The sequence below is a fragment of the Pseudoalteromonas sp. SS15 genome (genome assembly GCF_049257195.1).
Classification (GTDB): domain Bacteria; phylum Pseudomonadota; class Gammaproteobacteria; order Enterobacterales; family Alteromonadaceae; genus Pseudoalteromonas.
Window position 1 is genome coordinate 166,789 of sequence record NZ_JBMMUD010000006.1, and the last position, 21,661, is coordinate 188,449.

Annotated in this window: 14 protein-coding genes; 9 read left to right on the forward strand and 5 right to left on the reverse strand. The window is 42.4% G+C overall.

Annotation, left to right across the window (positions count from 1 at the left end; all coding sequences use genetic code 11):
- Positions 1 to 286: 286 nt before the first annotated feature.
- Positions 287 to 3,118 carry a TonB-dependent receptor plug domain-containing protein gene (locus tag AAEU28_RS13920; protein ID WP_421964684.1) on the forward strand — a complete coding sequence of 944 codons (2,832 nt, stop codon included), beginning with the start codon at positions 287 to 289 and terminating at the stop codon, positions 3,116 to 3,118.
- Positions 3,119 to 3,139: 21 nt separating this feature from the next.
- Positions 3,140 to 5,227 (forward strand): basic secretory protein-like protein, encoded by a 2,088-nt coding sequence (locus AAEU28_RS13925; RefSeq protein ID WP_421964685.1) that lies wholly within the window; start codon positions 3,140 to 3,142, stop codon positions 5,225 to 5,227.
- Positions 5,228 to 5,339: 112 nt separating this feature from the next.
- Here AAEU28_RS13925 and AAEU28_RS13930 read toward each other — a convergent pair whose 3' ends face one another.
- Positions 5,340 to 6,458 carry an energy transducer TonB gene (locus AAEU28_RS13930; RefSeq protein WP_421964686.1) on the reverse strand — a complete coding sequence of 373 codons (1,119 nt, stop codon included), beginning with the start codon at positions 6,456 to 6,458 and terminating at the stop codon, positions 5,340 to 5,342.
- 161 nt (positions 6,459 to 6,619) lie between these two features.
- On the opposite strand from AAEU28_RS13930, the gene AAEU28_RS13935 reads away from it, so the two are divergent.
- Entirely contained in the window at positions 6,620 to 7,051 is a 432-nt protein-coding gene (locus AAEU28_RS13935) for a GNAT family N-acetyltransferase (protein WP_421964687.1), read from the forward strand.
- A gap of 334 nt (positions 7,052 to 7,385) precedes the next feature.
- On the opposite strand, the gene AAEU28_RS13940 is transcribed toward AAEU28_RS13935, so the two are convergent.
- Both AAEU28_RS13940 and AAEU28_RS13945 read right to left on the reverse strand, forming a co-directional pair.
- The gene (locus tag AAEU28_RS13940; protein ID WP_421964688.1) at positions 7,386 to 8,936 is read right to left on the reverse strand and encodes a basic secretory protein-like protein; all 1,551 of its coding nucleotides are present in this window, start codon (positions 8,934 to 8,936) and stop codon (positions 7,386 to 7,388) included.
- 408 nt (positions 8,937 to 9,344) lie between these two features.
- Positions 9,345 to 10,340 (reverse strand): LacI family DNA-binding transcriptional regulator, encoded by a 996-nt coding sequence (locus AAEU28_RS13945; RefSeq protein ID WP_421964689.1) that lies wholly within the window; start codon positions 10,338 to 10,340, stop codon positions 9,345 to 9,347.
- 326 nt (positions 10,341 to 10,666) lie between these two features.
- Between AAEU28_RS13945 and AAEU28_RS13950 the strand changes: the two genes are divergently transcribed.
- The 6 genes from AAEU28_RS13950 to AAEU28_RS13975 all read left to right on the forward strand — a co-directional run bounded on the left by AAEU28_RS13950 (position 10,667) and on the right by AAEU28_RS13975 (position 19,689).
- On the forward strand, positions 10,667 to 13,069 hold the full coding sequence (locus AAEU28_RS13950; protein ID WP_421964690.1) for a GH92 family glycosyl hydrolase: 2,403 nt from the start codon (positions 10,667 to 10,669) through the stop codon (positions 13,067 to 13,069).
- Positions 13,070 to 13,080: 11 nt separating this feature from the next.
- Positions 13,081 to 15,621: a GH92 family glycosyl hydrolase gene (locus AAEU28_RS13955; RefSeq protein ID WP_421964691.1), complete on the forward strand. Its 2,541-nt coding sequence runs from the start codon at positions 13,081 to 13,083 to the stop codon at positions 15,619 to 15,621.
- A gap of 2 nt (positions 15,622 to 15,623) precedes the next feature.
- The gene (locus tag AAEU28_RS13960; RefSeq protein ID WP_421964692.1) at positions 15,624 to 16,832 is read left to right on the forward strand and encodes a sugar MFS transporter; all 1,209 of its coding nucleotides are present in this window, start codon (positions 15,624 to 15,626) and stop codon (positions 16,830 to 16,832) included.
- Positions 16,829 to 17,827, forward strand: coding sequence for a carbohydrate kinase family protein (locus tag AAEU28_RS13965; protein ID WP_421964693.1), 999 nt, complete (start codon positions 16,829 to 16,831; stop codon positions 17,825 to 17,827). Before AAEU28_RS13960 ends, AAEU28_RS13965 begins: the two co-directional genes overlap by 4 nt.
- Positions 17,828 to 17,834: 7 nt before the next feature.
- The gene (locus AAEU28_RS13970; RefSeq protein ID WP_421964694.1) at positions 17,835 to 19,013 is read left to right on the forward strand and encodes an AGE family epimerase/isomerase; all 1,179 of its coding nucleotides are present in this window, start codon (positions 17,835 to 17,837) and stop codon (positions 19,011 to 19,013) included.
- Between the two features lie 226 nt (positions 19,014 to 19,239).
- Positions 19,240 to 19,689, forward strand: coding sequence for a hypothetical protein (locus AAEU28_RS13975; protein ID WP_421964695.1), 450 nt, complete (start codon positions 19,240 to 19,242; stop codon positions 19,687 to 19,689).
- A 111-nt stretch (positions 19,690 to 19,800) separates the two neighbouring features.
- On the opposite strand, the gene AAEU28_RS13980 is transcribed toward AAEU28_RS13975, so the two are convergent.
- Positions 19,801 to 20,421, reverse strand: coding sequence for a hypothetical protein (locus AAEU28_RS13980; RefSeq protein ID WP_421964696.1), 621 nt, complete (start codon positions 20,419 to 20,421; stop codon positions 19,801 to 19,803).
- A 93-nt stretch (positions 20,422 to 20,514) separates the two neighbouring features.
- Entirely contained in the window at positions 20,515 to 21,333 is an 819-nt protein-coding gene (locus tag AAEU28_RS13985; RefSeq protein ID WP_421964697.1) for a lamin tail domain-containing protein, read from the reverse strand.
- Positions 21,334 to 21,661: the final 328 nt, after the last annotated feature.

A 21,661-nucleotide genomic window follows, 5' to 3' on the forward strand; every position in this document is an offset into this window, starting at 1 on the left:
GTCTTTAAACGGTCATTATCTCTTTCTTTAAGTGATAATGACCATTCTCTAAATTTGAATATATATTCAAACTTTCTTTTCATCATTAACACTTTAATGCTCGTTAAGTAACTTGTAACAGATAGTTACAATTAGATGAATTTTTATTACCTAAATTGTTGACAATGATTAAATGATGCGCAATTATTGGAACGTTCCATGCTGTTGTGAGTTTATTGATATTCACTGCAGTATTTTTTTAACACAGAAATGGAACGTTCCATAAAAATAAATCTTAGAGGCTAAGATGAATAACAACAAAATTTTAATGCTATCGCCGTTGGCACTGGCCGTGTCTTTGTCGATATCTGCTTCTGCAACTGCTGCGGAGCAAAATCAGGTCGAAGAAAAAGTTGAACGTATCGAAGTGACGTCTTCACGTATTAAGCGTACTGAACTTGAGGGTGTTACAAATATTCAAACGATTTCATCTGCAGATATGGTGAGAAGTGGTTTCACTAATGTTTATGAAGCGTTAAGTAGTGTGACTGCGGCCAACGGCCAGATCTTAGGTGAAGTTGAAACGGGTTCTTATACGCCGGGTGCCAAAGAGCTAAAGTTGCGAGGCTTAGGCCCAGAGTACACGCTGATCCTAGTAAACGGAAAGCGTTTAGCCTACTACCCAATGCCTTACGGCGGTCAAACCAACTTTGTTAACCTTGATATGATCCCAACTGCCATGGTTGAACGCATTGATATTCAAACGGGTGGTGCATCGGCGATTTATGGTTCAGATGCGATGGCGGGTGTTGTTAATATCATCACAAAAAAAGGCATAGATTCGCATTATGTTGATGCTTTTTATGGCCAAGATACTTATGGAACGGGCGCGAAAAAAGGTTTAACTTTTGTAGGCGGTTTCCAAAAAGACGAGTTCACATTCGATTATGCACTAGAGTATAAGCATACTGATCCTTTGCTATCGGGTGACAGACCTTACCATGACAGTGTATGGGACAACCCAGATCCAAAAGCACACCACGAAACAAACCGTTCAATCACAGTTTGGGCTGATAACACCGAGTACAAAAACCAGTATTCAGCGCAGTACTGTAACTCTGAGCAAAACCCGCATCCACGCGCTGTACAGCATTTTATTGAGCGAAATAGTTATGGTGCTAGCTGTGGTTGGGATGAAACCAGCGATAAGTTACTTCGAAATCAATCAGAAGCATTCAGTGTTTACATCAACTCAGAATATCACTTAAACGATCAGCACAGCTTATTTGCGAATGGCTTCTATATCGATCAAGAGAAAAAAGGCCGTCGTAACACCTTCTTCTGGGGTCATCATGAGTCAATTCATGGCGGTACATTCTGGGATCCAGATATCGAAAACCAAGAAGGTACACTGGGTGCACCGGTTAAATACATGTGGCGAGTGGTTGCTGATGAAGAATATACCGAAGATGGCTTAGGTCGTACGTATAACGATACTTCACTGTCTTTCAATGTGGGTATTAAAGGTGAGATTGGCGATTATTACTATTCAGTAGGTTATAGCCGTGCAAACTATGACTTCAACGATCGTTATTTACATCACACCAATGAAGGCAACCGCTTGGTTAAAGGTCAGCAATACGGTGAAGTAAATGGCATGCCAGTTTATCGTCCTAACTACGAAATGTGGTTTGCGCCGTTAACAGCAGACTCGGCAATGCAAATTGCTGATTGGGCAACGTACGACGGTAACTCGTTCAATAACACTTTTACAGCCGATATCACAGGCGACTTATTTGAACTACCAGCAGGGCCTGTGTCATTTGCCGCTTATGTTGAAGCGATGAATGAAGGCACGCGTGCAACGCCAGACGCGCGTATTCTAAATAAAGAGTTTGTGGGTTTAACTGGTGTTATTACCGAAGGTGAACGTGACCGCTATGCAGCTGCGATGGAGTTTTTAATTCCAATTACAGAGCAATTTGATGTAGAAGCCGCTGTTCGTTACGACCATTATGACGACATTACTGATGTAGGCGGTGCACCCACTTATCAGCTTGGTTTTACCTACACACCAGTTGAATCTTTAGTACTTCGTTCTGCTTATAGCACGACATTCCGCGGCCCGAGTATGTCTTCAGTTTATCAAGGCTTCTCAGGAAACTTTGGCTCTGGCAACGACCGTATTACCGCCGATGCGTGTGCAGTATTAGCTGCTCAAGGTGAAGTATCAGGTTATGCAACCGACGCGCTAACAGCGACCTGTGAAAACGTCGATTTATCGAACCCACAATTGGCTTCATTGCAAGCGAGCTTCGAGACGGTATCTGCGGGCGATCCAACTTTGAAAGAAGAAACTGGCCACTCGTTTACCGCAGGTTTTGTGTATGAATATTCAGAAAACCTTTCGTTCAATGTTGATTTTTATGACATCACGATTAAAGACAAAATCAAAGTTCTTAGCGCAGGTAGTATTCTTGGAACAATGTGGGAATGTAAAGAAGGCATTCAAGATCCAAACTCACAACTGTGTAAAAACACCGAAGCGCGTATTCAACGTTATGATGAAAATGGTAAGGGTACAGATCGCCTAGGCAACCCGATTGCTGGTGATGCCTATACGCCGCACTCAGTGCGTCAAGGTTATATCAATGCCTCAGAAACTCAAGACGGCGGTATTGATCTAGGCGTGCAAGGTTTATTTGATACTGATTTTGGAACGTTCCGCTACAAGTTCGAGTACAACAAAGTATTGAAGAAAAAAGAACGCATTGAAGCGGCTGATCCGCTTAAAGATATCTTAGACGATCAGAACAATTACGACTTCAACGATACCGCGAACTTTAGCTTAACGTGGCAAAAAGAGGATACTTCGATTTCATTGCTGAGCATGTACAGAGGTGAAATGTGGAACCTTGGCGTGTATGGCGAGCGTCAAAAGCTACCAGCTTGGTACCGTCATAACCTAACTTTCGGTCAATTCATTGGTGACAACACCCGTGTGATTTTCTCTGTGAAGAATTTGCTTAATGCGATGCCGCCGCAAGACGAAACCATGGGTAGCTATCCGTTCTACTTAGGTGGTAACTACGACAGCATTGGTCGCGAGTTTGTATTGCGCATGACTTACGAGTTCTAACAAGAATAATAAGGAACGAACATGAATAAATTTACTTTATCAGCACTGGCATTGTCGGTATCGGCGATTCTGGTTGGCTGTAATGATGGCTCAGGTTTTACCTCGACACAAAGCGAAGCAGAGCAAAGCACGCAAGTGACGGAAACTGCGGGGTCAAGTGCACTTCGCAATATGTCACAAGACAAAGGTGCAGAAATAGAAGCTGTATTGGCCGAAGGGGTAACGTCTCCAGATGGTGAGCAGGTTGGCAATTTAATTGACGGTAATCACAGCAGCAAATTCTTGGCCTTTGATAAAAAAGCCACTGTGATCTTCAAAGCGGCGAAAGCGGCTGCTTTGCAAAAATACCATTTTGTTTCGGCAAACGATGAGCCTAAGCGTGACCCTAAGAACTGGGTGGTATATGGCTCAAACGACAAGCAAGAATGGGTTGAAATCGATTCTCGCGCAAATGAAGCGTTTGCAGGTCGCGCAGAGTTAAAAGCGTACGAACTGGAAGGTGAGCAAGCCGCTTATCAGTACTTTAAATTCGATTTAGAGCACGGCGGCACAGATAGCTATGGTGCAGACATTACTCAGCTTGCAGAGCTTGAATTAATTGTGATTGCAGAAGCGCCTATCGTATCGTTTGGCGCGTCTAACCTAACGCCTGAAGTGGACGAGCTTGTGGTATTTGAAGATACTTCACTAGTTAATCCAACAAGCTGGCAGTGGACGTTTGAAGGCGGCACGCCTGCAACCAGCACTGAGCGTAAACCGCTTGTTCGTTTTAACGAACTAGGCGCGAAAACTGTGACATTAGTGGCTAAGAACGACAAAGGTGAATCTGAGCTGGTTAAAGCTGACTTTATTCGTGTTTGGGACCCAGCGAGCCCTTGGGCAGGTTTCCCTCAGCCAACAGTGACATTTACCAAGAATAAACCTGAGCATCCAGGTCAAGCGGTACTTGAGCGCGTGATGCCTGACTTAGAAGCAGAAATTCACCGAATTTCTGAGTTGATCGCTAAGCGTTTATTCAACAATGTCACCGAAATTAACGTATTTGAATCGGTGGAGTTTATCACCGATGAATATGATTTCCCGGCAGCAAAAGGTGGCACAGACAAACAGATGCAATTGATGTTTGATCTTAACCATATTGCTAATTTAGAAGGCAAAGGCGATCAAGCTATTCGTGACGAGATAATCGGTGTACTTTGGCATGAACTGACCCATGGTTACAACAATGTGCCAAATACTGGCGATTACATTGAAGGCACCGACTACCATACTTACCTAGAAGCACTGGCTAACTTTATCCGTATCGAAGCGGGTTTCTATGAGCACGGTCGAGCAAACATAGATTGGTTAGATGACATCAACAAAGATGCCTATAACCAGACTTCATTCTTCTTAGAATGGGTGGTGAACACCAACCGTAATATCGACTTTATTAAAGCGTTGAATGCGGCGGCGAAAGAACTTCCTAAGTGGTCGTTCGATGCTGCATTTAAGCATATTTTTGGTGAAAATCGTGGCCTGGCAGTGATTGTTGGTGAATACCAAACTTACCTTAAATCACTTGGCAAAGTCCCTCCTTACCCAACACCGGTGGTGGGCTTTAATAATGCCGTGCAGTTTGACGGTGTAAGCGTAACGACCAATGCAAGTCATATTGGTATTTGGGGAGAAGGTCCAGAAGCGCTGGCTGATAATGATATTCGCAAGAAGTTTAATGCGGTTGTCGAAGCGCCTTGGTGGGTACCAGAATATCTTCCAGATATTTTACCGATTAATGAAGTTGAAGCAGTGAATGCTGATTTTGTATTACCACAAGCGGTGAATGTAGCGAAATACTCGATTGCCACTGCCAGTGACAACGAAATTCGTTTCCCAACGAGCTGGCAAGTATTTGCTTCAAACGATGGTGAAACATGGACACTCATCGATGAGCAAACATTTACGGCCTTACCTGAGTTGGTAACGACTTACACCTACGAGCTTGAAAAGCCAGTTGACGTGCAACACGTTCGTTTCTCATTCAAAAATGAGCGACAAGGTGAGGGGATTGGCGGCGATAACGGCAGATTAGTGCAAATCGGTGAAATCGCGATTTGGACACAAGATTAATATTTTCCCTAGATTATTAATGTGAGAGTCAAAGCAGGCCATTCGGCCTGCTTTTTTGGTTTGATATTTTATTTCGTAAAATTCATAAAAAATATAAACCGCAATTTAAGTCTTAACCTCGGCTAATCTTATAATCTAATTGCACTGTCGAAACCGCTTCAACAGGTTCACCATTTTCGAATTTAGGTGCATAACGCCATTGCTCAAGCGCTTCAACAGATGCCTTTTCAAAACCTTCCTCGGATGAATCCATTACTTCAATATCTTTAACAAAACCTGATTTACTGATTGTAAATTGCAGCTTTACCCAGCCACTCTTCATCCTACGTGCCATATTTGATGGATACTCAGGGTGTGCTCTGTATAACGGCTCTTGTTCTTGATTATCTTTCCAAGGCACCATTTCTGCTATGGCTAAACAATGTTTAGTGGCCTTATCACTTTGACCTGACTTCTCATATAGACCTACTAACTTGGAATGTGCTGTGAGTTCAAAAGGGTGATCAAAATCGAGGTTCTGATCAAAGACTTTCACAACATGCTCCAAACGATTTATTGCGGCTTTTTTTCTGTTTCTTGCTTCGTCTAAAGATGCAACCCACATATCTGAAGTGAGGCGCTGCACAGATATTTCAGGTAAGTGCGCCTTATTTATCTCATCATTTCTGCGGATTAATTTTCTTGCTACAGGTACAGTTTTACTCTTCCTTACTGCGAGTTTGATTGCTTCATGGTAGGCGACTGAAGCAAACTCATAATCTTTCTGTTCTTCTGCTTTTTGTGCAATTTCTTTTAAACTATTTAGCGCTGCCCTACTGTTTTCATCAAATGTAATTTTGGCAATTGGTAGAGTCACATCAAAAGTGGTTTTTAGATTGTCTTTATGGTGAGTTTCAATAATTTTTAAATTGCTTTCTAACAGAGCAAGCTTATCCGGGTTTTTGTTATCTAATGCATTTGCATAGTTAATTGCAAGATTAATAGTATTGATGTCATGCTCACCATAAAATTGCTGACCAATTTCATATGCTTGTTTTGCTGATTTGATAATACTTTCTTTATCACCCGATTTAACTGCTGATTGATACGCTTTGTAATGTTTTTTAAACGCTGAATTTAAATCTGAGTTTGATGCGAAACTCTCAGAGGTTACTAACAAGGAGAGAAAAGAAAAAGCAATTAATGTCCTGTTCATTATTTTTATTCCTAATTTTGTATTTTTTGATTTCATCAATCACGATCGAAATTTCATAATAGCTCTGTCCCTGCGTTGGTTCAAGTTTAGCTATGGATATGAAACTTAAGTATTAAAGCTGAATTTTTATAATATTCTGCTGTTTAAGCTGAACAGATTTTTTTACCGTTTTTGATTAAAATAAACTAGAGATAACTATGTATATAGATGATGTGCTTCCCAGCGATTATGCTGAACTGCTAAGCGTTTGGGAAAACTCAGTCCGAGCGACTCACAACTTTATAAGTGAAGAAGATATCGCGTTTTTTAAGCCTATTATTGTTGAACAGGCGTTTCCTAATGTCATTTTACATTGCATGAAAAATAATGCGGGCGCAATTGTTGGCTTTATTGGTATTCATTCAGAGAAAATAGAAATGTTATTTATTTTGAATGAATATAGAGGACAAGGAATTGGCAAAGCGTTATTAAAGAATGCATTGAATTGTCATTACATCAATAAGGTCGATGTGAACGAACAAAACCCTCAAGCTGTAGGCTTTTACGAAGCGATGGGGTTTAAAATTGTTTCTCGTTCGCCTTTAGATGATATGGGGAAACCATTTCCAATTCTCCATATGTCGTTATGATGGGAAGATAGAGTGTATTCAAACAATTTAAAGTAAAGTGAGCTCGATGAAAGTAAGCAAATCAAGACAGAATTAACGCCCAAAGCCAATTTAACCTAAAATCAGGTTAAAACGTTGAAATCTAGAAGACATTTTTCTCTCATACTGCGTCAAAAGAACTTTCAATAGCGCACTATTGATGCATTCCTTTTCCTTGTCTGAATGAAAAATTCCTAACTAGATTTATTTATAGTTTTACTAAGAAACGGGGTTGAAACAATCTAACGTTTTAACCCCATTTTAGGTTGTTGGGCGTTTGCGTTTTAACCTATTTAAACGCTTTAGCCTTTTTCGATTAGTACTGTAACTGACCGCCACTGTTTATAAAGTTAGCGTATTCATTCCATACGTCTTCGACACCACGTCCTAAGATCTGTCTAAATGACGCATCGAACGACCAAGTGTAATTACCCATGTCTTTCGCCGACTTATTAAATTTGTAGATAAAGTCATTGTCTAAATGGGTTTTAATATAGTGTAAGAAGAAACCTGTTCCTTCATAGCCTGTTAACCACTTTCTAGGATCTAAGGTGCTTGGCGTACGTGTTTTGTGGAAGCCTGCGCCAATCCGTACGGCATCAGCTAACCCTTCGGTAAACGCCCAGTAAGCTTGACCATCGCCGTAGTTGTCATGTGTGAGTGGCGAATTGTTGTAACCATGAGTCACTTCGTGGAATAAGATACCATCGATTTCGTCTGAAATCGCAGAGTCAGAATTACCACCCTCACGATATAAACGCTCAAGGTGTGCGGTACTGACGACTATGGTCATTTCGCCCGAACCATCTTGCCCCATTTTATATGCGACAAAGTCTTGGCCCCAATGATCTTTTGCACGTAACTCGAAACGTAGTTTTCTGAAACGTTCAGACTCAATTGGGTCTTTATATAGAATTTTAGCGACATCGACACAGCGCTGAGCCATATGCCCTGCTGGATCGGCAATAATACGTTTAAACAATTGTGAGCCGGTTGTTTCTGGGTTCACATCGACAAAATCCACCACAGGTTTTTTCCATAAACCGTCATTAGGATCAGTGACACCTTGTTCAGTAATATTGATATTGACGTTTGTTTGCGAGTAACCATAAACCGACACATACAGGTTTTGACCAGATCCCTCACAGTTTTCTGTTGCGGTTGGAGTAATGCTTTGGCAGGTGTAGTTTTGAGTCGTTGCAGGTGCACCTAAGTTGATATACAGGTCAGCATCACCGCTGCCAGACGTTGAGGCGTTTACTTTGCCTGCGACGTTGAAAGGACCAAAATGTTGCCATTGACCTTGGCTTAGGCTCAAAGACTGGTTGATTGGCAGTGTTGTTCCATTATTGTTATCTGCGCTTTTACCAAATAGTTCAACTTCGGCCAGTTGCACTAGGCTTGCGCCATGATTGGCTGAAATATTTAAGCGAATATGTTTATAGGCTTGGTTGCTCGATACAGAATATTGCTTGCTTTGGTATCTGCTTGAAAAGCTTTGGCTAACTTGGTTATCAATTGTTTGCCAATTAATACCATCGTTTGAACCTTGTAACTGCCAATTTTGCGGATCACGACTCGGCGCATCGTTTGCTGAAGTCAGCGAGTAGCCGGTGATGACTTTCGCCTGATTGAGCTCATAGCTAAGCCAAGCTGTAGGAGAAAACGCCAGCCATTTACTGTATTGGTCGTTATCAAATGCTTTGTCTGCTGTTTCGTATGGTGTGTTTTGTTCTGATGCGTTAATAATCCCATTTGGTACAGTGAGATCGGCATTTAACGTGGTAGATGCCAGTGTGTTAAAGCTTAGGCCTGCGAAAGCAAGTGCTAACGCGATAGGTGTTTTAAGATGTTTATTAGATGTCATACCTTGTTCCCATTGATGTTTTTGTAACGTTCCAATTTTGATGTTTTAAAAAAGCAAAATGTTGTCTGCTTAATTGCTTTGTTAATTTGGAACGTTCCTAAATAATTGACGTTATTTCGCAAGGGATCAACCTTTAATTCACAAAATTTTTACTTCTAGGTGTGTTTAAGGTACTAGAATGTTGAATCTATTGAAAAAATCGGCATGTATAAAATTTGGGTATAAGTTATAAAATAATCGAAGTGGCTAGGTCGTTTTATATTGGTAAAGAAGGTTATTTAAAGAGGGAAGCTATTGCAGGAATTGAGAGCAACACGTACGGAAGAAAAAATAAACGGGGCCGGCCTCTAATTTACACTCTATTTATGGCGCCATACTGGCGCCATAAATAGAACTTAGTTTGAACAGTTATGAGCTGCGTTCTATTAGCTCCACAGGCACTTGAGTTAATCCTTCTTGCGTGTCGTTTTTCAAGATATGACACACGGCTTTAGCGATATCGTTGGCATCAATCTTTACTGTGCTTAGCGGTACACTCATCAATTTTGAGTCGTCCAAGTCATCGAAGCCGATCACGCCGATATCTGCACCAGGCTTTAAGTTTTGCTCGGCTAAATATTCAATCACGCCATAAGCCACAATGTCATTAAAGCAGACCACAGATTCAACTTGCGGTACTTGCGCCAAGCATTCTGACATTGCTAGTCGACCACCGTGACGGTTTGTGGTGCTATTAAACACCCAAGTTTGTATGTCGTTTTGCTCTTTGGCGGCTTTGTTAAACCCAGCTAAACGTTGATGGTAGTCCGATATTGCTGCATCACCACCAATAAAGGCGATGTGCTTATGACCGCGTGCTATTAACGCTTTCGTTGCGTTATAAGCCCCCATTTCGTTGTTTGGTAATACACAAGGCACTTGGCTGCCATCTACTTGACGCATGATGCTGACCACTTGCGTATACGGCTTTTGTAGTTGATTAAGCCAGCTTGCTTGGGTGTTTGGCGTCGGACAGATAATAAAGGCTTTTACACGGTATTCTTGTAGTTTGGCCACAATTTGCGTTTGCGTTAGGGCATTTTCGCTGGTGTTAACGAGCGTTGCCATTAAACCCAATTCTCGAATGTGTTTTTCAAGGGCAACCGCTAAATTTGCAGAATAAGGGTTGGTTAAGTCGTTGATCACAATAGCGACTAAATCTGAAGACTTACTGCGCATCGCCGCGGCTTCACGATTATAAACGTATCCTGTTTCTTCGATGGCTTTGAGTACTTTTTCTTTTGCGCGGTCGCTGGCTTTATCGCTGCCGCGTAAAACAAGTGACACTGTAGACTTTGAAACACCCGCCACTCGGGCTACGTCATGTACAGTGACAGACTGCTTGTTAGTATTATTTGTTTTCAAATTTTGGCTATCTATAGAATGTGATTGTGCTTGTAACAGCGCCAACCAAAGATTAATTTTGTCGCAATGGGTTGTATTCTAGCAAATCGATCAGTATATTCAAATTATTCTTGGAACGTTCCATTTTACCTTTAATAGGAAATTAGAGGATAATCGGCTCATTCCAATACCAAACTATTTTTAGTTGCAGGTAGGCGGCAAGCAAAAGAAACCTCATGAGCATAGATCCTCTATGTGATTGGGGTGAGAGAACGAAACCAACAACGCTGCGGCTTAAAATGGCAAGGGTATATAATTTTTTAGGTTATTTGGCAAAGAGGCAAACAATGAAAACGATAAGCCACGGGTGGCACAGTGCTAAACGCATGACTTACTCACTCGTCACAGGCGGTGTGATGATGTTAGGTGCGACACAAGTTGCAGCAAACACGCAATATGTAGACCCATTTATTGGTACTGGCGGTGACGGCCATACTTTTCCTGGTGCAGTTGTACCTTTTGGTATGGTGCAGTTGAGCCCAGATACCGACTCAGTATTTAGAGGCATTGACCCACAACCAGAAATTTACAAGCGTTGTGCGGGCTATCATTATGACGACACCACCATTGTTGGTTTCTCGCATACGCACTTTAGCGGCACGGGTCACTCAGATCTTGGCGATTTATTGATGATGCCTATTACGGGTGAAGTGAAGTTAGAGCCGGGCAAAGCTGACAATCCAGATGCGGGTTATCGTTCTCGCTTTAGTCATGACAATGAAACGGCAAAGCCGGGTTATTACCAAGTTTGGCTACAAGACTACAAGGTGAATGCTGAGCTGACTGCGACTACTCGTGTGGGCATGCACAAATACACCTTTAAAGAGCATGATAAAGGCAGCGTGTTAATGGATTTAACGCACAGTATTTATAACTTCAAAAACAAAGTAATTTGGAGTGATGTGCGCGTTATCGACGACCGTACTATTTTAGCTTATCGTGCGACAAATGGCTGGGCGAACAATCGTCAAATGTACTTTGCCATTGAGTTCTCAAAGCCGTTTAGCGATATCGAGCTGATCAACCTAGACAACACACGCTACCGTTGTAATGGGTGTTTAACCGAAGGCAATGGCAAAAAGCCATCGACCATTGTTAACTACAAAATCCCAGAAGCTGCAGGTAAAGCCATTAAAGTGGTTGCAGACTTTGAAGGCCTAAAAGGCGAGCCACTGATGGTAAAAGTGGGGATTTCAGCAGTAAGTAAATCAAATGCACTTGAAAACTTAAAGACTGAAATTCCGCATTGGAACTTCGATAAAGTGGTTAAGCAAGCAGACGAAACATGGCACAAATCACTTGATAAGTTTGAAGTAGAAGGCTCGCTGTCTGAAAAGCGTCAGTTCTTCACGTCGGTTTATCACGCACTGCAAGCACCGAGTGTCTATCAAGACGTAAACGGTCAATATCGTGGTGTTGATGGTGAAATTCACCAAGCGAAAGATCACACGCACTACACGCTATTCTCACTATGGGATACCTATCGTGCACTGCATCCATTATTGACTTACATTGAGCCTGACAAAGTATCAGACATGATCTCTTCAATGCTTGATCATTATCAGCAGAGCCATGACAAAATGCTACCTATCTGGTCGTTCCAAGCCCATGAAACGTGGACGATGATCGGTTATCACGCGGTATCAGTGATTGCTGATGCGTATCTAAAGGGCATTCGTGATTTCGACGTTGAGCTTGCTAAAAAAGCCATGATCGATACTGCAAACCACCCGCATTACGATGCCATTCCTGAGTACAAACAATATGGTTATGTACCGCTAGACGTGTTACCTGAGTCAACCTCTATCACTTTAGAGTATGCCTATGATGACTATACGATTGGTCAATTCTTCACGGCACTTGGTGATAAGAAAACAGCGGCTGAATACTATGAGCGTGCGACATATTACAAAAACGTGTTTGATCCAGAAGTACGCTTTATGCGTGGGCGCATGAAAGATGGTTCATGGAATCCAGACTTTGATCCGCAAGAAGCAAAATACATGGGTGCATTCACCGAAGGTAACAGCTACCAGTACAGCTTCTATGTACCACAAGACGTGCACGGTTTAATTAAGCTAAAAGGTGGCGACAAGAAGTTTGTTGAGCGTCTTGATGAGCTATTCGAAACTGAGCTGTCGTACGAAAAAATCAAAGAGCATGAAGACATTGCAGGTCTAATTGGCCAATACGCTCACGGTAATGAGCCAAGCCATCATATTGCTTACCTATATAACTATGCGGGCGAGCCTTGGCGTACTCAGGCACGTATTCGTCAAATCATGGATACGCTGTCTTCAGATAAGCCAGATGGTCTTGCGGGTAACGACGATGTAGGTCAAATGTCGGCGTGGTATATCTTCTCGGCAATGGGTTTCTACCCAGTATCACCGGGCGATTTAACTTACGCATTAGGTGCACCGCAATTACCGAAAATTTCTTTAGCATTGGCAAACAACAAGCAATTTACTGTAATTGCAAAAGGCCTATCTAAGAAAAACAAATATGTAAAAGAAGTACGCTTAAACGGCAAAAAACTTGAGCGCAGCTATATCACTCATGATGACATCATGGGCGGTGGCAAGCTTGAATTCACTATGGCGGCTAAGCCTAACAAGTCATTTGGTCAATCACTGTCGGCACGTCCGCCGTCAATGAGTAACCCAGTGAACAACAACTTCTTAAAATAAGAGACAGAAGCATGAAAAAGACATTCTCTCGTTCATTGCTTCTTGTTACGCCTGCGGTTTCGCTGAGCCTTGCGCTCAGCGGCTGCGGCGATAACCGCAATGAAGATGCACAAGCAAAGCCTGCAGAGCAAGCAAACAGCAAAGCCGTTGCTTATGTGCAAGATCCAGCCAGTTTTGTAAATCCATTTATTGGTACCAAAGGGCCATTTAACCATCGTCAAGCGGCTAACGTTGTGCCTGGTGCGGTGCAGCCATTTGGTATGTTCAACTTTGGTCCTGAGCACGCTTACACCGAAGCGTTAATGAAAGAAAGCGAAGGGATCAGCAAGCGAATTAATGAAGACAATGTGCGTATTCCAGTCTCACCGGGCGGCTATAACTGGCAAGCGACGCGTTTAAAGGGCTTTTCTTTTACCCGTTTGTCGGGCACGGGTTGTTTAGGTGCGTCAGGTGATGTGCCCGTTTTACCGTTTAATCAAGCCATCAAGCACTCTCCTGCGACCGATAAAATTAACGCCTACTATGGCGCGAATTTTAGCCACGATGATGAAACTGCCATTCCGGGTTATTACCAAGTAGGTCTAGATTCGGGCATTAATGTACGTTTATCAGCAACCGATCGTACTGGTATTGCCGAATTTACCTTTGACTCGCCAGAGCAAGCCAAGCTGATTTTTAGAACGGCTTATTCGCAGCTGGGCAGTGGTGATGCATTTACCCAAGTGGATTTAGAAAAAGGTGAGGTGAGCGGTTATGTTACCAGTGGTAACTTTTGCGGTTACTTAGGCGAATATAACCGTCGTGATTATTACACGCTACACTTTGTGGCGAAAATTGATGCGCCGATCACAGGCAGCGGTGCGTATGTTGATGACAAGGTAACAGTTGATGCGACTTCTAGCCAAGGCGGTATGGGCTATGGTGAAACCGGTGTACCAGAGTGGGGTAAAGGCTCAGGTCTATGGGTCGATTTAGACGTTAAAGCGAAACAACCTGTGACAATGCGTGTGGGTATTTCATACGTAAGCCTAGATAATGCCCGTGAGAACCTCGGCAAAGAGCAAGGTCAGCAAAGCTTTGCGCAAATAAAAGACAAAGCCTATGCGGGTTGGAACGATGCGCTTAGTCGCGTGAAAGTGAAGTCTGACGATAAAGACTTACTGACGACTTTCTATACGGCATTATTCCACAGTCAATTCCATCCAAATATTTTCAGTGATGTGAACGGTGAGTACCGAGGGTTTGATCAACAAGTTCATACGATCACTGACAAGCAAACAGCGCAGTACGCGAACTTCTCAGGTTGGGATGTGTATCGTTCACAACTGCAGTTAGTGAGCTTAACGCACCCGCAAGTTGGCAGTGATATTGCGCAGTCGCTATTCAATCAAGCCAATCAATTTAATGGCATTTGGGACAGATGGACGCACAACAATGGCCCAACAGGGGTAATGAGTGGCGACCCATCAGCGATTGCCATTGCAAACTTTGTGGCATTTGGGGCAGATAAGTTTGATATAGAAGGCGCGTACGAGTCTTTATATAAAGCCTCAACAGTGCCAACCGAGTACGATTTATCAGACGTGGGTTGTCCGGTGTTCTGTCGTGGCCAAAAACCGTCTTTAGATGAGTGGCTAACGCTGAATTACTTATCTGATCAATCTAATTCGTGGGAAGGGGCGAGTGAAACCTTAGAGCAAGTCTCTGCCGATTTTGCCATGTCACAATTTGCAGCGCGTTTAGGTAAAGACGCACACAGCACTGAAATGCTTACGCGTTCAGGTTATTGGAAAAACCTTTATAACCCTAAAGCGACCGCAGAGCTTGGCTATATTCAAGGCCGTAATAAAGACGGTAGCTGGAAAGAAGCGTTTGACCCATTCAGTGGTCACTTATTTGTCGAAGGCAGCCCGGCTCAGTATTTATGGATGTTACCGTTCGATGGCCAAGGGCTAAGCCAAATATTAGGTGGTGATGAGGTGATGTCTGAGCGTTTAGATTCACATTTCCGTAAATCTGATGGTACTTGGGTGTTATATCGTGACTCAGCACAATATGCTGATGTATCGAATCAGCCGTCAATTGCCACGCCTTGGATGTATTTATACACAGGCGATGCGTATAAAACGCAGCAAACGGTGCGCGAGACCATGAAGCAACTTTGGCATAACTCAGTGTCTGGTATTCCGGGCCAGGACGATTTAGGTCAGATGTCATCTTGGTATGTATTCTCGGCATTAGGCATGTATCCGTTCTACCCAGGTCGTGCAGACATGGTGTTATCAAGCCCGGCATTTGAACAGGCACAAATTGGTAATTTAACCATTCAAGCACCTGCTGCAAGCGCTGAACACATTTACATTAAAGGTTTAAAAATCAATGGTAAAGACACGCTGAATAGTTGGATTGACGAATCACATATTCGTACCCCACAGCGTCTAGAGTTTACCTTAGATACTCAGCCTAACCCAGCGTTCGGTGGTGCACTTGAGCATCGTCCTCCATCTTATTCAGTTGCCGCTCCTTCGGTAGCAACTTCTGAGGCGAATTAATCATGGCAAAGCAAATTAATCAAAAAATGGCGTTTTATGCCATGACCAGTTTGTTTTTTATCTGGGGTTTTATTACCGCGTTAAACGACATTCTGATCCCATTCTTAAAAGCAGAATTTTCACTGAGCTATACCCAAGCTATGTTGGTGCAGTTCTGTTTCTTCGGCGCTTACTTTTTAGTGTCGCCATTGGCCGGTCGTGTGGTGGCAAAGTTTGGTTATCGCAATGGCGTGTTCATTGGCTTATCAACATTAGCTCTGGGCTGCTTGCTGTTTATTCCTGCAGCAAGTGTGAAAGAGTACGCGTTGTTCTTAGGCGCACTCTTTGTACTTGCAGGCGGTATAACCGTGTTGCAAGTATCTGCAAACCCTTATGTTAATTGCTTGGGTGAACCTGAGCATGCGGCCAGTCGCTTGAATTTGGCGCAGGCGATTAACTCGCTGGGTCATACGGCAGGGCCACTGTTTGGTACTTTCTTTATTCTTTCAGCAACCAGCAGCAGTGCTGGTGCAGAGCAGGTGCAATTACCTTATTTCTTAATTGCACTGGCAGCCATTACGGTAGCTTGTTCATTCAAGTTTATTGAACTGCCAAAGCTGGATTTTGAACAGCAAAAAGATGTGGAAGTGAGCGGCTCAATTTGGCAGCAAAAGCACCTTGTGATGGGCGCACTGGGTATTTTCTTATACGTGGGTGCTGAGGTATCTATCGGTGGCTTCTTAGTGAACTACTTCGAGCGTCCTGAAATTGGTGGTCTGACAACAAAACAAGCGGGCAACATGGTGGCTTACTATTGGGGCGGCGCGATGATAGGTCGTTTTATCGGCTCAATCTTAATGCGTAAATATGCGCCTAGCTTGGTATTGGCCTTAAATGCAGTGATGGCTGTGGTGCTATTGATGGTCACTGTGTTTAGTACCGGTAAGATCGCAATGTGGAGCGTATTAGCGGTAGGTTTCTTCAACTCAATCATGTTCCCTACGATTTTCAGCTTAGCGATACGTGGCTTAGGTCAACTAACAGCCAAGGGCTCAGGCCTATTATGCCAAGCCATCGTTGGCGGTGCGGTTTTCCCACTGCTGCAAGCGGTTGTCGCTGATAAGTTCTCAGTACAAGTGAGTTTCTTAGTGCCGGTATTCGCTTATGTCTACATTCTATTTTTTGCTATGAGCCAATATAAAGGCCGAGCGCAAGAGGTAAGTGCAGCATGAGCGGAGTGTTATGTTATGGCGAAGCGCTGATCGATTTTTTGCAGTTTCAAAGCCAAGTGCAAGATGGCTTAATCATTAACGATTATCGACAATTTCCCGGTGGTGCGCCTGCCAATGCTGCTGTGGCTTTAGCCAAACTCGGTGGGCGGGCGCAATTTGCCGGACAAGTGGGGAGTGACCAGTTTGGTGAGTTTTTAATTCACAGCCTTGCGCATTACGGTGTAGATACTCAGTTTACTTTAAAACACGAGACTGCACCGACGCCTCTGGCCTTTGTGCATCTAGATGCAAGTGGCGACAGAAGCTTTACCTTTATGCGAAAAGACAGCGCTGACCTTTTGCTCACACCTGAGCAAGTAACTGAGGCGTGGTTTGCAAACAACAGCCTTGTGCACTTGTGCAGTAATACTCTGACTGAATCTGGCGCTGCAAAAACCACGCAAACTGTGCTTGAACAAGCAAAAATGTTGAGCTTACAGGTATGTTTTGATGTGAATTTGCGCGCCAACCTTTGGAAAGATCAACACATTGATATTGAGTTGGTAAACCAAGTGGTGAAACAAGCTGATGTCGTTAAGTTTGCTAAAGAAGAGTTTGAACTGTTGTCACAAGGTAATCCTGAGCAGTACTTATCTGATTGTTTAGCTGCCAATTGTAAGCTTATTTTGATCACCAATGGCGGTGATGAGATTGAGTATGTAAGTACACAATTCCGCGGTTACGTGACTCCAGCGAAAACGCAGGTGGTTGATACCACAGCCGGTGGTGATGGCTTTATTGGCGCGATTTTATACTTGCTCAGCGAATCCATCCAACTTGAGGCTTTATTGCATAGCGAAGCACACATTCAAAGTGCTGTGGCTTTTGCCAGTTGCGCAGGCGCAATTGCTGTGTCGACACAAGGTGCTTTCCCTGCATTGCCAAGTTTCACACAAGTCAGCGACTTATTTAACGAACAATTTAGTGGCACATACGATGCTGCCTTTTTAGAGTAAAACACACGTGAATTTTTATAACTCAGAATTTTTAACAACACACAGTCAATCGATCGTCGACTTTTATAAAGACCGCTGCGTCGACAACGACCTTGGTGGCTATTTCCAAAACTACTTAGACGATGGCACAACATTTAACAATGGATTTCGCCAGCTTGTCAGTAGCACACGAATGGTTGTGAACTTTTGTCGTGCGGCAAAGCTGTTAAACAACGACGATTACTTAGTCATTGCAAAGCATGGTTTGGACTATGTAGAGCAACAACATTGGCGCGAATCTTCAAAAGCTTACGCGTGGACTTTGCAAGACAACCAACCGCAAGACATGACACAACAAGCCTACGGCTATGCGTTCGTATTACTGTGTTACGCCCATTGTTATAAAGCCGGTGTGATTGACTCGGATGCAAAAATAAGTGAAACATTCGAGTTACTAGAGTCGCGCTTTTGGCAAGCACAAGAGGGGATCTACGCCGATACCATCTACGATGATGGCAGATTGTGTGATTACCGAGGTCAGAACGCCAATATGCATATTTGTGAAGCGTTAATCGCAGCATATGGCGCGACTCAATCATCTGTATACCTTGAAAAAGCCCAGCATTTGGCCAATCGTTTTTGTTTTGAGCTCTCAGCGCAAAGCTTAGGCTTAGTGTACGAGCACTTTACGCCAGAGTTAGTGCCTGATCTTGAATACAACAAAGACGACCCGAAAAACCTATATCGTCCTTGGGGTTTCCAGCCAGGTCATCAAACAGAATGGGCCAAGTTACTGATGCAACTTAATGCCTTTGAAGCGCGCCCTGAGTTTGTAGAAAAAGCCCAGTACTTATTTGATGTGGCCTATAGCAAGGCATGGGATACCTTTCATGGTGGTTTGGTATATGGCTTTGATACTGACTATCAAACTTGTGACAGCGACAAATACTTCTGGGTACAAGCCGAAAGCTTTGCAGCCGCGGCTATGTTGTTTGATGAGACTAAACAACCACACTATCTAGAGCAGTACACTGCACTCTGGGATTATTGCTGGCAGCACTTTGTAGATCATGAGTTCGGCGCTTGGTTCAGAGTACTGACTGGTGCAAATCAAAAATACAGTAATCAAAAGAGTGAAGCGGGTGCTAAATGTGATTACCACACACTAGGTGCTTGCTTTGATGTGCTGGAGTTTTCTTTTAGTTAAAAGTAAACATTTATAAATTTGGTGACACACTGCCCATGTGAGTCATAGGGTTTTGCGCTTTTTGCGTCGTGCAGACTCCTACTCGAAGCATCTTTGCTTTTGATTAAACACTTTGGTGTCGATTAAAGGCTTAGGTGCTTTTTTACTTATGTTTACAACAGTTTGTTGCACTGAAAAATGTCATAAGTTAATTTATGAACAAAATAATAATAACCCAAGGATAGTTTTGAAAATATCAGATAAAGCATTAATGGGGCTGGTGCTGAGTTTGACAGGCCTACTTCTTGTCGGTCATTTCAGTATTGAAGAGCGCGTGCTGCCAGATTATCTCGTGATTTGTATGGCGATCTTGTTCGCAGGTCAATGTTATCGTTTTCACCCTAAATACAAACAGGCCAATTTACTGAATAATCAGCTACAGCGTGATGGGCAACTTTTGCGAATAACCAATAAGTCTTTGCATCCAATGTTTGTCAGTGGCAAGAGTGAGCGCATTGAAGTTAAACGTATTTCTAAAGTCACTGTCGTTGATGAAGGGCTTGCGATTATTCTTGATGGTAATGGCACTGGCTTTGATTTTTTCTTGAATGATAATGCCCAAGACATTGCTGAACACCTTAAATCTCTACTTTCTCAGCAAGAGCAAGCGCAGATTGAGTTTGAGGTGATTAGTTAAAATTTTTGAGAAGCGAGAAGCGAGAAGCGAGAAGCGAGAAGCTAGAAATAAAACGCAATGTAGGCGAGGGTTTACCCCTCGCTTTGTTATTTTAAAATCAGTGAAAATAACTTAAAGGCTAGAGCCCTTCACTTCATCCAAAGCTAGATTAAACTTTTTATCTTTTCGGTCAATTGCTTGCTCCAATTCAGATAACGACTTTTCACCTTTTTGATAGGCAATTTCAAGTTGCAATGCCTCAATTGTATACGTCAATAGCAGAAGATAAATCTGTGGTTGGTTGCCATTACTTGTTTTCTGTAAATTAAACTTATACTCATTTAAATCTATCAGTGTGTCTTCTGAAAGCGTTCTGTTAACCAGACTTTGCCTCATAAAGGTGTTGAGGTAATCAGGAAATGGCAGCGGGTTCTTATCAAAAAAGTGTGTACGTGTTTCATCTTCCTTTGGCAGTTCTAAGTAAAACTCATACAGATCTTCAGAGTAATCATGAGAGCTCTCTATAGCGGCGATGGTGGCTTGCATGAGTTTAATGACGTGTTCTTTTTCTTTTTGCTCTTCTTCTATATTGGCAAATGCCATAGCTAATAACACACCAAATAAGGTTGCAATTAAGGTAAGGAAAAAATTTATACCTGTAGAAAAACGGTTGATGGCATCTTGGTACTTAGGCACAAAAGTGAGCATACCCAGTACAATCAGTAGAATGGTTAAAAGTGTATATAAAATCATATCCCTGAGCTCGATTTTTATTATGAGCCTGCATCATAGCATGGTAAAAAAAAGGGGGCTAATGCCCCCAAAATCACTATGAAGCTTAGGGAGTTATGCAAAGTGATATTCGTTAACACGCTGCTTATTTTTATCTAATAATGCAACGGTGCTTGTTGTTTGTTGAAAAATTGGAGTCGAGCTGTCAAATGAGTAACAACCTGGCTCATTATGGTTAGCGTAAATTTTTAGTTCAGAGCAGGGCTCCATTTTTGCCATTTGAGCAAAAGTAAACTCAGGCCCATCCTTGATACATATCGTCCAGCCAGATAAATCTACCCAAGAAGTACTTAAGTTGATTAACTCAATGTGATCTTTGTCTTTGTTGCGGTTTGTGTTTGTATCAAGACTGATGTGCGAAATAATGATTGACTCATGGGCCTTGCGGCCATTGACCCAAGCACTAACCACACTGCCTTCAGCATCTAATAATCTAATATGGCAACCACACTGTTTGAACACTGGGCTAAGCTTATTAAACATGAAAGTACTTTGCTGCTGTTCGACTTTAAGTATTTGACTTGGTTTAATATAACTATTGCATGGGAAGGTGAACAAAGTCTCGCCTGTTTCCGCAAGCTCTAAGCGCCAGCTCTCAAGGTCAATAATAGCTGGGCCAGTATTTTTTAATTCAACACTTTCATTTGAGCTAGTAGAGTTGACGTATTCGATTTGAACTTGAAGTGGTGCCATTAACTTAAAACAACTATGCCAATAAGATTGGATAGCACCATGCGCATGTCGCTGGTTTTGAAGATTAGGCAGAGAGTTTAATGTATTGTTTTTAATTTGTTGATGCACTTTATCGAGCGCCGAGCGAGCATCTATTTGCCAAATTTCATTGGCCATATTTTGTCTGGTTTCAAAATTCACAGTTAGCTCCTTTAATCGCTTATGAATATATTCATAATGCGTAATACATTTAAACTTAAGCACTACACTTATCCGATGGTAGTTTTGCTTTGGTTCTGGTTGCTTCCTTTTCGATAATTAATACGTAATTTTTCAGAACAATTTAGTTGCTATTTTGGCTGTCTTCAAACGCATTATGGGGACTAATTTATCCTAGATTGAAACAGATTTATACTACTTAATGCGATTTTTATGCTTAATTTTATTACACCCCATTACAAATTTGCTTACATTAATTTATGAATATATTCATAAATTAATGTTTATCAATAACTTATGATTTTTTTAA